Source organism: Gemmatimonadota bacterium, from assembly GCA_026706345.1.
Classification (GTDB): domain Bacteria; phylum JAAXHH01; class JAAXHH01; order JAAXHH01; family JAAXHH01; genus JAAXHH01.
In genome coordinates, this window is sequence record JAPOYX010000031.1 from 1 (window position 1) to 14,934 (window position 14,934).

14 protein-coding genes and 1 pseudogene are annotated in these 14,934 nt (G+C 59.4%); 3 read left to right on the top strand and 12 right to left on the bottom strand.

Annotated features, from left to right (window positions below; all coding sequences use genetic code 11):
• Nucleotides 1-65 precede the first annotated feature (65 nt).
• From lpxA to OXG98_03405, 3 genes are all read left to right on the top strand, one after another.
• Entirely contained in the window at nt 66-878 is an 813-nt protein-coding gene (gene lpxA, locus OXG98_03395) for an acyl-ACP--UDP-N-acetylglucosamine O-acyltransferase (protein ID MCY3771053.1), read from the top strand.
• Between the two features lie 111 nt (nt 879-989).
• Nucleotides 990-2,753, top strand: coding sequence for a hypothetical protein (locus tag OXG98_03400; GenBank protein MCY3771054.1), 1,764 nt, complete (start codon nt 990-992; stop codon nt 2,751-2,753).
• 9 nt (nt 2,754-2,762) lie between these two features.
• Nucleotides 2,763-4,067 (top strand): amidohydrolase, encoded by a 1,305-nt coding sequence (locus tag OXG98_03405; protein MCY3771055.1) that lies wholly within the window; start codon nt 2,763-2,765, stop codon nt 4,065-4,067.
• A 67-nt stretch (nt 4,068-4,134) separates the two neighbouring features.
• On the opposite strand, the gene OXG98_03410 is transcribed toward OXG98_03405, so the two are convergent.
• The 12 genes and pseudogenes from OXG98_03410 to OXG98_03465 form a co-directional block, all read right to left on the bottom strand.
• Entirely contained in the window at nt 4,135-4,641 is a 507-nt protein-coding gene (locus tag OXG98_03410) for a hypothetical protein (protein ID MCY3771056.1), read from the bottom strand.
• A 157-nt stretch (nt 4,642-4,798) separates the two neighbouring features.
• Nucleotides 4,799-5,731, bottom strand: a complete 933-nt coding sequence (locus OXG98_03415; GenBank protein MCY3771057.1) for a DMT family transporter — start codon at nt 5,729-5,731, stop codon at nt 4,799-4,801.
• Nucleotides 5,732-5,777: 46 nt separating this feature from the next.
• Nucleotides 5,778-7,262 (bottom strand): M81 family metallopeptidase, encoded by a 1,485-nt coding sequence (locus OXG98_03420; GenBank protein ID MCY3771058.1) that lies wholly within the window; start codon nt 7,260-7,262, stop codon nt 5,778-5,780.
• Between the two features lie 20 nt (nt 7,263-7,282).
• Nucleotides 7,283-8,923: pseudogene (locus OXG98_03425) on the bottom strand (thiamine pyrophosphate-requiring protein).
• A 60-nt stretch (nt 8,924-8,983) separates the two neighbouring features.
• On the bottom strand, nt 8,984-9,850 hold the full coding sequence (locus tag OXG98_03430; protein MCY3771059.1) for a phytanoyl-CoA dioxygenase family protein: 867 nt from the start codon (nt 9,848-9,850) through the stop codon (nt 8,984-8,986).
• A gap of 29 nt (nt 9,851-9,879) precedes the next feature.
• Nucleotides 9,880-10,764 (bottom strand): phytanoyl-CoA dioxygenase family protein, encoded by an 885-nt coding sequence (locus tag OXG98_03435; protein ID MCY3771060.1) that lies wholly within the window; start codon nt 10,762-10,764, stop codon nt 9,880-9,882.
• 164 nt (nt 10,765-10,928) lie between these two features.
• The gene (locus tag OXG98_03440) at nt 10,929-11,249 is read right to left on the bottom strand and encodes a hypothetical protein (GenBank protein ID MCY3771061.1); all 321 of its coding nucleotides are present in this window, start codon (nt 11,247-11,249) and stop codon (nt 10,929-10,931) included.
• An 816-nt stretch (nt 11,250-12,065) separates the two neighbouring features.
• Entirely contained in the window at nt 12,066-12,485 is a 420-nt protein-coding gene (locus OXG98_03445) for a toll/interleukin-1 receptor domain-containing protein (protein MCY3771062.1), read from the bottom strand.
• Nucleotides 12,486-12,489: 4 nt separating this feature from the next.
• Entirely contained in the window at nt 12,490-12,933 is a 444-nt protein-coding gene (locus tag OXG98_03450) for a toll/interleukin-1 receptor domain-containing protein (protein ID MCY3771063.1), read from the bottom strand.
• A gap of 86 nt (nt 12,934-13,019) precedes the next feature.
• Nucleotides 13,020-13,505 carry a hypothetical protein gene (locus OXG98_03455; GenBank protein MCY3771064.1) on the bottom strand — a complete coding sequence of 162 codons (486 nt, stop codon included), beginning with the start codon at nt 13,503-13,505 and terminating at the stop codon, nt 13,020-13,022.
• Between the two features lie 74 nt (nt 13,506-13,579).
• Nucleotides 13,580-13,996: a TIR domain-containing protein gene (locus OXG98_03460; protein MCY3771065.1), complete on the bottom strand. Its 417-nt coding sequence runs from the start codon at nt 13,994-13,996 to the stop codon at nt 13,580-13,582.
• Between the two features lie 324 nt (nt 13,997-14,320).
• Nucleotides 14,321-14,934: VWA domain-containing protein (locus tag OXG98_03465; protein ID MCY3771066.1), on the bottom strand; the 614-nt coding region annotated here is incomplete at its 5' end.

The window sequence follows — 14,934 nt, forward strand, 5'->3', positions numbered from 1 at the left end:
GCGGACCAGGCGGACCAGGCGGACCAGGCGGACCAGGCGGACCAGGCGGACCAGGAGACTCCACAGTGACGGACACTACCACCGAAGTCCAGATTCATCCCACGGCCATCGTGCATCCCGACGCGGAGTTGGGAGCCGGCTGCAGTATCGGTCCCTACACGATCGTGGAACCCAACGTGACTATAGGGGCGGGTACCCAGATCGCATCCAGCGCGCTGATCGGCGCCCATACCCGTATCGGCGCGGAGTGCAGGATCTATCACGGGGCCGTTGTGGGATCGATCCCCCAGGATCAGAAATTCATTGGCGAGCAGTCCACCCTGGAGATCGGAGACCGGACTTCCATCCGGGAGTTCACCACGCTGAATCGCGGGACCAGCGCCCTGGGAAAGACGGTGATCGGAAGCGATACCCTGGTCATGGCCTACGTGCACGTCGCCCACGACTGCGTAATCGGCAACCGGGTGATCCTCGCAAATGGCACGCAACTGGGCGGCCACGTGGAAATCGAGGACTTCGCCATAACCGGCGGACTCGTCGCGGTTCACCAGTTCGTCCGGATCGGGCGGAACGCCTTCATCAGCGGGGGCGGCATGGTTACCAAGGACATTTGCCCGTACGTCAAGTACGGCCACGATCCGCTGAAGCCCGTTTCACTCAACACCATCGGCCTGAAGCGCTGCGGGTTTTCCGAGGAAGCCATACGTACGCTCAAAAGGGCCTATCGACTGCTCCACCGGTCCTCGCTCAACATCTCCCAGGCGGTGATCGCGGTGACCGCGGAAGTGGAACAGACTGATGAAGTCAAATACCTGCTCGCGTTTATAGAAGAAAGCGCGCAGCGCAGCAAGCGGTACGGCCGTGGCCTGACGTCCTGATCACCCGGAGGCCGTGGCCTGACGTCCTGATCACCCGGAGGCCGCGGCGGGATCGTTGCCCCGGAAACCCCATTGCCCATCATTCCCACAGTCTAAAGAAAGGATCTGCCCATGTCGGCCGTCTCAACCGGGGGGCGTACCGTGCGTATCGCCTCGCCCATGTCACCTCCATCGTGGGCCTTGCTGGAACTGAACCTGATCAAACAGCAGGAAGAAGCCGTGGAAGCGTTCTACGATCAGTACTTCGACGAACGCGGGTACCTGCTGTGCGTCCCCCGCTGGGGCGGCGACGACGGTCCGGACGACGCGGCAGAGAACTTCGCGAACTGGCCGGAGCTCTACGCGCTCGGCGCTTCGGAGCGCGTGTATGACCTGTACAAGAAAGCCTGGGACGGCCACCTGCTGCAGTATACGGAGGCGAAGACCACCGAGGTCGAATTCGCCCGGGACGGCATGTATTTCAAGGAATTCCCCACGATGTTCGACTGGATGCACAACGGGGAGGGATTCACCGCCTTTTTCCTCCAGGGCCTGTGCGATCCGAAGGACAAGAAGTTCATAGACCGAACGCGTCGTTTCTGCGGTTTCTACACGGGCGAAGATCCCATCGCCGACAACTACATCCCCGAGCATCGCGTGATCAAGAGCATGTTCAACGGCAGTCGTGGACCGATGTTGCGTAAGGCCACCGGACTCGACTGGGCCGGCGACTCCATCGAGGTCGAGGGCCGATTCAGACTGGGGCACGGGGAACGGAACTACGAAGAGATGGTCGCCCATTTCAAGGACTACAACGATGTGGCCGGCGATCATCCGCTGAACATGGGCGTGACCACGATGACGCTGAACGCCTATATGATCAACGGCGATGAAAAGTACTTCGACTGGACGAAAGACTACATCGACGCCTGGGTGGAGCGTACCGAGCGGAACAACGGCATCATACCCTCCAATATCGGGCTGGACGGCAGCATCGGCGGGGAGTGCGGCGGAAGATGGTACGGCGGGGCGTACGGGTGGGGATTCTCGACCATCGTGCCCCAGACTGGCAAGATAGCGCACCGGCCCTACTTCCTGATCCGGGTCCACTGGAGTTTCGGCAACGGGCTGCTGCTGACCGGCGACCAGAAATACGTCGATACCTGGCGCGGCGTCGTCGAACGGGTCAACGCCCACAGCAAGGTCGAGAACGGCCGGACGCTCTATCCCCGCATGCACGGCGACGACGGCTGGTACGACTATCAGCCCGAGCCCTTCAGCGTCGGCGCGGAGCATATCTATTACTGGTCCATGGACCGCCGCGACCTGGATCGGCTGCCCATGGAAGGCTGGATCGCGTACCTGGAAGGGCAGAACCCGGACTATCCGGAGGAGGCGCTGCAGGAGGACATCTCGACCGTTCGCTCGAAGATGGAAAGGATGCGAAACGACCTGTCCTCGCCGGATACGCGTTTATCGGACGACATGAACGGCACGAATCCCGCGGAGGTGGACGCCCTGATCCGGCTCATGCTCGGCGGCATGCCCACCGGGCACTTCGGCCACCCCCTGCACTGCCGGTTCCGGTATTTCGATCCCGTGCGCGTGCGTCCCGGCATGCCAGAGGACGTGGCCGCCCTCGTGGAAGAACTCCACGACGACAGCGCCGTAGTCACGCTGGTAAATACCAACCAGGTCTCTTCCCATACCGTGACCGTCCAAGGAGGCGCCTACGGGGAGCACCAGATCCTGGAAGTGGATGACGGAAGCGGGGCCACCCCGGTCGACGGCGCCAGCTTTACGGTAACGCTCGAACCCGGATGCGGAAGCAGGCTGCGCGTGGCCATGGCCCGCTATGCCAACCGGCCGTCCTTCGCCTTCCCCTGGGAGAGATAGGAGACCCGTATGCGAAGCACAGGGAAAGGGATGCTGCTCATCCTGGGCATGTTGTTCGTCACCGCCATGCCACGGAACGCGGCCGCCCAGCAGGATAACGTGGCCGTCCTGGTGAAAAAACACAGGGCGGAAGCCATCCGCATGCGAGAGCAGATCCATCAGAACCCCGAGCTGGGCAACCGGGAGTTCAAGACGGCGAAGCTGGTGGCGGACCATCTCACCGCGTTGGGCATCGAGATCCGGACGGGCGTCGCCCATACCGGCGTGGTCGGTGTGCTGAAGGGCGGACGGCCGGGGCCGGTAGTAGCCATCCGGGCGGACATGGACGCGCTGCCCGTGACGGAGGAGACGGTATTGCCCTTCAGGTCGACCGTACGCACGACCTATCTGGGCAAGGAAGTGGGCGTGATGCACGCCTGCGGACATGACGTGCATACCGCCGTACAGTTGGGCGTGGCCTCCATACTGGCCGACATGCAAGACGACCTGCCCGGCACCGTCAAGTTCATCTTCCAACCGGCGGAAGAAGGAGCGCCGCCCGGTGAAGAGGGCGGCGCGGACCTGATGGTGCGGGAGAACGTCCTCCAGGATCCGGCGCCCGAAGCGATATTCGGCTTGCACGCACTGCCTTCACTGGAAGTGGGCACAGTCGGATATACCATCGGGCCGGCCATGGCCGCCGTCGACCATTTCATTATAAAGGTCCGGGGCAAGCAGGCCCACGGCGCCCGTCCGGAAGAGGGTATCGATCCAGTCGTCATGGCTTCCGAGATCGTGCTCGCCCTGCAGACGATCCGGTCCCGCACCCTGTCGCCCCTCGAGCCCAGCGTGGTCACGGTGGGTATCTTCCGCGGCGGCGAGCGCTTCAACATCATTCCCCGGGAAGTCCATCTCGAGGGGACTGTACGCACCTACAACCCCGAGGTCAGGGACACGGTGGAGCGCCGGATGAACTCCATCCTGGAAGGTATTACCGGAGCCTATGGCGGTTCCTTCGTATTGGACTACGACCGCGGCACCCCTTCCGTGATCAACGACCCGACACTGTCCCGGGAAATGGCCGGCTACCTGACAGGTGCGCCCGGTGTCGAGCAGGTACTGGAACTGCCCCCGACCATGGGCGGCGAGGATTTCGCCTATTTCGCCAATGTCATACCCGGGTTCTTCTACCGGCTCGGTACCACCCGGCCTGGCCAGTCTTCGGGCGGCTTGCACACCCCGACCATGACGGCGGACAGCGAATCCGTGGGGGTGGGCATGCGCGTGATGACCCACCTGGTGCTGGAGTTCCTGAATGCCAGGGCGCCGAGGTAGATCCGCCACGCCCCGTTAAGGCAGCGGCCGGACATGGGCCCCGTGCGGTACGGACTCCCAATGCCGTTCACCGGCCCCGCGTCCCTCGGACGGCCTGGCGGTAAGCCCGCGTCTGGTCCAAAGCCGTTATGCGCGTCGCTCCCTCGGTGCGTGTGCCCTCAGCCCCGGTGACGTGATACTTGTCTACATCCCCAAAGGCCGACGAACGGGCGAGGTTGCGCACCAGCACTTCGCCGATATCCACCACCGTGTGCAGCGCAAGCCCCCGTGCTTCGTATTCCCGTCGCCATGCTACCCAGTTCGCAGCATCCTTCCGGTCCAGGGGATCTGAAGAGATCAGGTGTTCCGGCGGAAACAGGTGGGACCATCCCAGGTGGCCGACCACGCGCTCGATGCGCGGAATGCTGTGGCTGGACAGGATCCCGAGTGCAAACTCGCCGGCGATTACCTCGATATGTTCCACCGGAAATCGTCCCGTCGCCTGGATCTCGTCCCGGTCGATCTGTTCGTACATGGTTTCCTTCGCGTCCAGGTGCGCCAGGGTCCTCAGGCCCATGACAACGAGTGGCTTCAAGGTATTGGCTCCTTGTTGCGAAATACAGTGACTCCGGCCGGCACGGTCGCGGCGGTACCGCCCGGTGGGTCCTGACTCGGCGGTACCACCCGGCCAGTACCGAAACGGTGGAACCCCCTGGCCCGTACCACATCGGTGGAACCGCGTGGGTAACCGGCTACCCGGACTTCACAGACCGCCGCAGGTTGCCGAGTATGGACCCGATGACGACGAGAACGGCGCCGGATATGCTGATCAGATTCAGATGCTCAGGCTGCAGCAGGCCGGGAAGGAGCGGCGCCAGGATCATCATGTCCACGACGGTGACCAGGGGCACGGCCGCCAGGACCATGCTGACCCGAAACACCTCGAGGTGTTTCAGTGATTCCACCAGCGTAACGAAGGCGACGAGCGAGATCACCGCCGAAGCGTTGAGCAGGACCATCTGCCGGGTGTCCTGCACCAGCAACGATTCGAATCGAACGAAGGGCAGGATCAGCACCGATCCGATCAGGTAGATCAGGAACAGGATGACGGACGTGGGCAGGATCTGCAGCAACTGCTTCTGGGTGAGGGTATACGTCGACAGCGCAAGCGCGGCCACAGTCACCCACAGGATGCCCGGAATCATCGCGCTGTCACCGGACAGGAGTTCCGTCAGTTCCTCGTTGAAGAACAGCACGATCCCGCCCGTGAGCAGCAGGAGACCCAGGACCTGGATCAGGGTCATCCGTTCTTGGAAAAGCAGCATGGCGCCCAGCAGCAGGAACAGCAGCGAGATCTGGTTGACCACCTGGGCGGCGCTGGGCGAGATGTACTGAAGGCTCTGGGGATAGAACACGTACGCGCAGCTGAACCCGAGCACCGCCGCAAGGAAGACCAGCGCGTAACCGCCCTTGAGTCGACGGACCAGGGCGAAGTGCCCCTGCCGGTAGACGATCAGCGCCATCAACGCGGCCGCGACGACGAACCGGTACCACGTCATCGTGAAGGCGTCCAGGCTGATCAGCATAATTTTCAGGACAATGGGCAGTCCGCCCCATACGAAGATCGTGAACAGGCTCAGGACCAGTCCCAGGCCCCAGCGGCCGCTGGTGACGTGCCGGTTCATGCCTTCCCCGCGGGCGGGACCGTTACGAGAAGACAGGCGTGCGGCTTTATTCGTACACCTCAACTTCCGGCGTGCAGGTCATGTCGGGGTCGAGGGGGTAGATAGGGCGGGTGACATGCCGATGGCCAAGCGTGGGGATGTTCGGGCTTGCCGCCCCGGGCGAATCGATGGTGAGGGTCCGTTCAGCCCAGTCGTCGTACCACTCGTCCGGCGTGTGGGGCAGTTTCTTGACCACGACGTCGAAGCGTTTCGGGTCCTGGCCGAAGGCGGGATACATCCACCGGTCGCACAGCAGGGGACCGGAAGCCGCCAGGAAAATCGTGACATTCCGGCACTGCAGCACCGCGATGGGAACGTCGTCCCGCCGGCCCAGCACTTCGACCGTCGCGGTGACTTCCACCGGGGTAAAGCGCGGGTCCCGCGTACCGCCCAGGGGAACGGTTATGGTCTGGCCGACGCCCGCCTCCATGGCGCGCGCGACGGCGGGATCGTCGCGGATGGGGAACAGCACGCTGCCCCGGTAATCGCACTCCAGAAGTCCCTTGAGGATGGTGTTGCTCGTGCCCGGCGCGCCCGAACTGGTGGCGTCGGCGGCATCGGCGAAAACGACCGTTCCCTTTGCCTGCGCGGCGATCCGGATACCCTCCTCGACGCTGTGCAGCACGCACTGCATGTGGGAGCGCATGTTCCAGAAGCTCCGGCCGATATGCAGGGCTTCCCGCACCGCCAGGTCCCGTTTGCCGTCCGTGATCACGACGACGCGGGAGCCCTGTTCCGGGCAGTCCGTCGGCGGATGGCCCAGCATGATCCCCCCGGCGAGTACGTCGTCCCGCTCTTCCAGGCGCTCCAGGTAGCGAATGAACGTGCCGTGCACGCCGGTGGACGTCTTGAGTTCGTCGCCCCGGACCATAGTGGGCGTGTATACGCTGGCGATCACGGGCCGGGCCCCGTCGAGTATGCGCAGCAACACCCCGGCGGCCCGGGCGCCCGTTTCGTACCAGTCGATGTGGGGGTAGGTGTGCAGGATGGCGCAGCCGTCCAAGTGAGACAGCATACACCGGGTGATCGTGCCGTGCATGTCGAAGGAAGCGACCACGGGCACGTGGGGTCCGACGATCCGGCGCACCTCCCGCAGGACGTACCCTTCCGGATCCTTTTCGGTTTCCGCGGCCATGGCGCCGTGCAGGTTCAGGTACACGCCGTCAGCGCCGGTACTTTGCCGTTCGATCGCGTCGAGCAACTCCGACGTGGTCCGTTCGAAGCACACCTGCGTGATCGTGCCGCCCGCCCCCATGGCGGCACTGTAGGTAGGCACGATTTCCACGTCATCCCGGATGGACAGCGTATCGACGGCCCCACCGACCACGCCGCCCAGGCTGTCCGCGCCGCCCTGGTCGTCCGGTTCCGCCCGGCCGCCTGGACCCTCCAGCATCTCGCGGCCGCGCAGGATACCGAAATCCTCGTACGTCGTATCGTTGGGATGGAAGTCGTTGGTTTCCTGGAAGTAGGTGCCGATCAGGATCCTGGGCATGACGCTCCGGCGGTCTCCTTTCAATACCTCGACGTGTGCTCTTCCACCTTGGTGATCGTCTCGATGACCGCCGGCCGGCCCTCGCGGTTGGCTTCCACCGCACGCCGCATCGCCGGGGCGATCTGGTCGGGCGTCGTCACCTTCTCCGCGTAAGCGCCCAGTCCGGCCCCGACGGCGGCGTAATCCCCACCCAACCGGTTGCTCCCCCAGCGTTCCGACGCGTAGGCCATATGGTGGTCGTAGTGGGTCATGACCCCGTTGTTCAGGATCACCGTGATGAGAGGGATCTCCGAACGCACGGCGGTCTCCACGTCCAGGCCGGCCATGCCGAAGGCGGCGTCGCCCATGACGTTGACGACCTGTTTCTCCGGGTCGGCGATCTTGGCGCCGATGGCCAGTCCCAGCCCGTAGCCCAGTTGCGTGGAAGCGCCCCAGCCGATGTAGCCCCGCGGCGTATCGGTCTCCCAGAAGGGCGCGAGCTGCTCCCGCGGATAGCCGGAGTCGTGGGTGATGATCGTGCGCGCGGCATCCACCACGCCCGCGATCTCGCGGAACACGCGGTACGGGCTCAGGGGCACCTCGTCGGAGCGGAACCGGGGTTCCCATTCGGCCAGCCACGCTGCCTTGAGCCGTGCGATCTCCGCGATATCGCCGCGTTCATCGTCCCCGGGCCGCCCGTCGAGCTGGCGTTTCGCTTCCTCGACCATCTGTTGCAGCACCACCCCTGCGTCGCCCACCGCGCCGTAGTCGACCCGGTGCTCCTTGTTCAGGTCCCCGTGGCTGACGACGCACTGGGCGAGCACCGCGCCTGCGGGCACATTCGATTTGAACCCCGAAGTCATGCTCGTGCCGATGCCGAAGAAGAAATCGGTCTTCTTCAGGTATTCCGCCACCATGAGGGAATGGGAGGCCGCTCCCGTGCCCAGGGACAGGGGATGGGTTTCGGGGAAGGCGCTCTTGCCGGCCAGCGTGGTCATGACCGGGGTCTTCGTCCATTCGGCGAACTCGATCAACGCATCGGTGGCCTCGGCGTACAGCACGCCCTGGCCGGCGCTGATGACGGGACATTCAGACTTCAGCAGGGCTGCGACCAGGTCCCGGACGTCCTCGGGCGATGCGCCGCTTTTGAACGGTTTGATGGGGGTGTAGTCAAAGGCGTCGTCAGGGATCTCCTCCTCGCCCACGTCCCCGGGGATCTCCAGCATGACCGGCCCCGGCTTGCCTTGCTTCAGCAGACTGTACGCCCGCCCCATCATCTCCGGAATCCGGGCCGCCGAATTGATGTTCGAGACCCACTTGGTGATGCCCCGGTAGTTTTCCACCGATTCGAAGGCCAGGTCGGCGCCCGCACGGGACCGCGGCGGGCCGCCGGGCAGCAGCAGGACGGGCACCGAATCCGCGTAGGCCTGGGCCACCCCGCCGAAGGCGTTCTCCGCGCCGGGTCCCATTTGCATCATGAAGACGCCGATGGTGTTGCCGTTCCGGATCCGGCTGAATCCGTCGGCGATGTTGACGCCGGCCCGTTCCTGCCGGCAGAGGATGGGACGCAGGCCCTCGATCGCGCAGGCGTCGATGAGGGGATGGTGGGGAAAACAGCTGAACCAGTCCAGCCCTTCCGCCTTCAGGATCTTCGCAATGGCTTCGTTTCCGGTCATTTGGGCTCCTTCACTTGCCTTCCCGGTACGGTGACGGCAGCGTGCTTGCGGCCCCTCGGTGTTCCTTCACTCTCCTTCGCGCCGAGGGGTCGACAGCGTCCGTCCGTCGTCGCCGATCATCGGCCGGTGATAGACATAGGGTGGTTCTAGCACGGCCTGCTGGGCATCGTTAAGTTCCTTCGTCCACTCCGGCAGGACGGTTTTGTACACGCCGCCGGTGTAATGCATGTACTTCGGGGTGTACCGGTAGAACAGAGAACGGCGCTCCCCCTTCCCTTTCCAGGGCAGCGTGCCGTGGGTCGTGGCCTCGTTGAAGATCACCAGGTCGCCGGCCTTCATGGGCACGTGGTGCACGACATCCTGGTCGGCCTCGTAGCGGGAGATTTCGTCCGGAAGGGTGAAGTTCGCCTTGTGGCTGCCCGGGATGACGCACAGCCCGCCGTCGCCCGGATTCACGTCGCTCAACTGGTACTGACAGTTGATCAGCCCGCAACGCATGGCGCCGTTCTGGTAGTGGTAGGACCGGGATCCGTTGTACTCGGCCTGTCCGTACCCGTGCAGGCGCAGGCCCTCGGTGCCCGCCGCGGACGTGAAGATAAAGGGACTGTGATCCATCTTCCACCCCCGGCCCAGCAGGGTGTTCAGATAAGGGATGATCCGGGGATTGACCAGCACCTCGCGGAATGGCCGGCACCAGGGTTGCTCCCACGTCAGCATGCCTTCGTAGAGACCGCGGAGCTGCGTGCCTTTCAGGGCCTCGCTCGTGCTGCTCGCCGTATCGTCCTTCCGCTTGTCGCGATTGGCGTCCAGGGCCGCGTTCAGTGTCGCAACCTGCTGGGGCGCAAGGGCGTTTCGCACCACGATGAACCCCTGCAGATCGAAGAGGTACTGCTCCTGGGGCTCCATGGTGAGGTATGGTGTGGTCTGGTTCATGGGGACTGGTTCATGGGGGCTGGTTCGATTCAGATCCCCTCCCTGCGGGGACGCACGATCGATTCGCCGTCGTCCTCGATCAGGGGGCGGTTGTAGATGTACGGGGGTTCCAGGACCGCGCGCTGGGCTTCGGTGAGCTCATTCGTCCATTCGGGCAGGCGCGTTTCGTAGACGCCGCCTTCGTAGTGCATGTATTTCGGGATGTACCGGTGGAGCACGCAACGACGCTCGCCATTTCCCCGCCACGGCAGCGCGCCGTGGGTCGTGGCCTCGTTGAAGATCACCAGGTCGCCGGCTTTCACGGTGATATGATGGAAGATCTCCTGGTGGTCCTCATAGTACCGCACGTATCCCGGCATGGGGAAATTGGCCTTGTGGCTGCCTGGTATCACGGTCAGCCCGCCATCGTCCGGGTCTACGTCGGTCAGGTAGAACTGGCAGACGATCAGTCCGCTCCGCATGCGGCCGTCGTCGTACATGTAGTAGGTCGACCCGGCGAACATCCCCGTGCTGTTGCCGTGAAATGGCGTTCCCTGAGCGCCCGATTTCGAAGTGAGCACGTCGATGTTGTGGTCCAGCTTCCAGCCCCGTCCCATCATGGTATTCAAGTAGGGAATCAGCTTCGGGTGGGCAAGCAGGTCGCGGAAGGGCTGGCACCAGGGCTGGTTCCAGGTCAGCATCCCTTCGTAGTGGACGTACTGCGTATCGGGCCCCGCCAGCGGGGTTCCGTCCATCGCGCCGCCCGGTCCATGTTCGCCGGTCCGGTCGGGATGGGCGTCCAGGGCGTCGTTAAGCGCACGCACCTCATCGGCGGACAGCAGGCTGCGCACCACGAGAAACCCCTGGAGGTCGTAGAGGTACTTCTCGCGTTCGCTCATCACGACGAAGTCTTCCGGGTCGCCGAACATGGCCATGACGGCCTCCTGGCGGTTTGCTCCGCATCATCTGGTATCCAGTCGCCACGAACGGAATCGGCCCGTTCCGGCGTCGCAGGAACCACAATCGTGTGTTCAGGAATATAGAAAACGAGAGAGCGTAGTCAAAGGTAACTATACGGCAGCCGGACCGCCCCGCCGAGTCAGCCAGTTTCCGGGGTTCTCAGCAGACCCTCGACACGTCCGAGACGACCGTTCATGTCATGCATTTCAGAACGTATGGCGGCAATCTCCGTTCGCAGGGGCGCGATTTCCTCCCTGATCTCGGCTTTCAGTTCGTCACGGACAGCCACGACTTCCTGGCGAACGGACGTGATATCTTCCTTCAACTCCTCCTTCAATGCCCCAATATCTGAATTAAGTTCCCGCTTGAGTTCGTCCCTGCCTGTCTTCGCCTGGTTCCAGAAGAAGATGAAGGCTGACAATAGCGTGGCCGGCGTTAACAGCAGTTGGGCAAGTTCCAAGGTCTCAGTTCCTCTTCCGATCCTGCCTGCGATGTGGCGATATCCGCAGCGATATTCGTTTTGAAAAGAACAGTCGGAGAAACAGTGTTTAATCTCGTTAGTAATCATTATTTTATGTGACTATAGTGCTAGGTCGTTCACCATACTTCCACGCTGTTACAATCGACCCCTCTCCATGCTTGCTGAGTAGGTCACAATTCGTCCCGAGCCGATTGAAGGTAAGCATAGAAACCGTGTGAAAGAAGTTACATGCTCACTGACTTGGCGGCGGGTCGGTCGCAGAGGTAGATAAAACCTTAGTAAAGCAGAGGTAGGTAAAACCTTAGTAAAGTGAAAGAGTGGATCATGTGCGGCGCAGGCGGTGCCGAAGGAGTGTCGGTACCTTCTTCTTGGGCTGGCGACGTTGATCGGTGGAGGGGTACCTGTTCCTGGACGCGATTAAGATCATGAACCGGTTCTCATTCGGATACCGGCTGTTACATGTGGACGGATTCGCCATTCCGCGCGGCCCGATCCTGATACTGGTGATTTTCGGTATCAGGATTGATCTTCTATAACGCCGAGACCCGATCGGTTGGCTGCTCTTCGTGAGCGGGCTGATCATGCTCGCCTTCGGAGCCATCGCCAGCATCCGTTTTCGTTTCCGAGGGCTCGGCCTTTGAACTGGTTACGATTCTCGTGCTCTTCATCGGAGGGATGGTTTATTTCTGAGATCGCTACGGGGAGTGCGTCGAATCAAACGATATAAGATCAATAAAGACCTGGCATATACAGAAATAGCTCAGATCGGTTTTTTATACCGGTAAACTCGTTAGATCATTCCCGTGCTGATCTGTAACCCAACCCCCATACACGAAGTAGCGCCCGACAACCGTCTTCAAATGACTGAGTAAAGTCGACCAATTGAAATGCAGACAGCGTCCAAGATAGCTTCTCAAAATCGCAAGATCGAAACAAGAGAGGACAGATTTTATTTTCGAAATGGTTTTTTTCAAGACAGAACAGTAGTTCTCTCTTAACCCACATTGATTCCACGGCATTCGGCGACAATACTAAGGTAAACCAATCACAACGCCGCAGTGCATCACCGACAGCGTCATGCCACTGCTCGGCTCCTCGCACATTTGTTTGGCTATACCAGACAGGAAGGCCATGTTGCCGCATCACACAGACCAATTTCTCAACAAACTGACGATCTCGGTCAGAGTGTGAAAGGAAGATTTCCTGTGGCAACATAGATTCAGGAGGTCGGTGGAGATGCAGGGTGAGAATCAGTTACGGCGTTATCAGAAAGCACTTGTACGATTTTACTGATCCCACTTTCCTCATCGTGCTCATCCATGTCGATCATATTCAGATGTCGAAGAATCCAAGGCACATCCTCTTTGGAAAGTCCTTGAGAATCTCCAGCTAGCACGGGAACCAACCGTCTTCGATAACCCGGTTCACAGAGCGCATACTCTATTTCATGACGAACCCAACTTGAAAGTAAAGCATCGGCAGAAAGGATGGCGACCATTGCATCCGAATCTTCCAGCGCGTGATCTACCTGTTCAGACCATTTTCCATCAGCACGTACGTCACGAGTTGCATCCCATACTTCAAAACCGGCATTCTCCAACTTGGTCGCAAGCTTTTTAACCAAAGGCTCATCTTTGTACGCATGGCTGATAAACACTTTCATGAAAAGATTGCCTTTCTTTTCAGTTCTAGTAGCAAAAAGCCCCGTATCGTTTACGAGTTACCGAAGTCGTAGAGAGGAACAGATTGCTATCCCTTGAAACAGAAAACTACAGCCCAAGAGACGTACAGCAGCCCAAAGCACACAGGCACCCATTTCTCTACGTCAGTAAGCGGCTTGTATCGTTTACGGTCGTTACCTTCGCCGAGAACTAACCATTCAGCATCGTACGGAGCAACAGGAAGCATTTGCTCAAGTTCATGGACGATTTTGAATTTACCCGAATTCAACTGCCTATATGATTTCATTACGCGATTCCATACATAACAGAGCAGCAATAGCGCGACCACTGGTACCCCAATAAGCAGTTCCGTTTTTAGCATATCTGTTCTGAGCAGCACCGTAAAGGCGATGGCAAATGTCGTATTCGCAGCAACAAAGAATGAGTTTGCAAGCATTCTTCTTGCACTTACCCGATCAGCCATTTCAACATATAGCTTGTACTGCTCAAAAAGGTGGTTTTGGTATTCGGCACCGTAATCTTCTTTGGGAATACTCTTAACACTTCGTGTCATGCTGCACACAGTTTCCCTTTCTACAAACTGCAGTCGTGATGATCGGCTTGCCGAAGGGCATTAAACTAATAGAGCTAAAGGGACCAGTTTCGGATTGCTGCAACGATGCTGCTAGTTTGCCACCCAACCATTATATTGGCGACATTTCGCACTTGGAAGGGTACACGTTCTTGGCCCCAGGGAGTAATCCCAATTATCGGTTTGTTATAGTTTCTGGCAATCTCAATTTCTTCCTGAATCCATCTTCTGTAATTGACGTACATCCCAGATACTACAATAAAACAGTTTACCGGCTTGATTTGCCGGTCAAGTGCTTGACGCAATTCTCGATCGGACTTCGTTCCTAGTGGGTCATGTTCTGGAACCGAGTAGTTGCGCCAGTAGAAATAGGCGGCTTGGCTGAGTAGATTCTCAAGACGGTAGTACTCCGAGTTATCCACACTCCTCCATACATGACTTAAAAACAGATCATATGTTTTTAAGGATGGCATATTTAGTTTCTTCCTTATTCAGTAGTCTGAGTTAGGAGCATAAACTTGTACGGAGTTTACTAGTTGTGATTACTAGACAGTGTCCAAACTGGTTCTGGGATACATAAACAGAGGATAACAATACTGTTTCTTAAGGTAATACACAGTAAAAACTTAACAACTTAGTCTGTCTATGTCAAGTCAGCCACATCCAAAATCGCGTGCTGTGCTCCATAGCCTTCAGACGAGCTCCTTTGGCGTACAATTGGACTTCGTCAATCTGGACGCGGTTAAGGAGGAAGTCATGCACGCTGATTCGGAATCGTAGAAGCTGCGGCGAGTCAGTCAACCTGTTGACTGGCGTTCCATTGCACTTGCGATAACTTGAACCGAACGAATGCTGGAATCGCTGGGATTGTACACCCATTCATTGTCAAACAATGCTTCCAATCGCTCATCCAAGAAGATGTCCCCGATGGACAGCGAGTAAAATCGATTTCCTTTTTCTTTGGCCAGACGGATCATATCTTGCAACGATTCGGGAACTGATGCCATAAGGAAGTCCGATATAACGATGAGGTCGGACCGAATGTACTTTTTGTTTTCCATTATCTTCAGGGCATGAGTCAGGGCGGGACTTACGTCCGTTCCACCGTGAAAAGAACGCTGTAAGAATTCAATCACTTTCGTAATGCCGATTCTTCCTGACAAATCCATTGTTTCTATTTTCGTTGAGAAATTGATCAGAAAACAGTTTCTCTTCTGGGAAACAGCCCGAGTTGCCATGAACAACGTGACGGCCTTGGCTACAGTTTCCGGTGAACCTTGCATTGATCCGCTAGTATCTACACAGATAATAACAGGACCCAGTTTTTCTTCGTCTTCATTCTCGCACTCATGTTCTTCTTCGTTTTCACGAGAATGCGACTGCGAGCCTTCCATCTCGAAGCACATCAAGC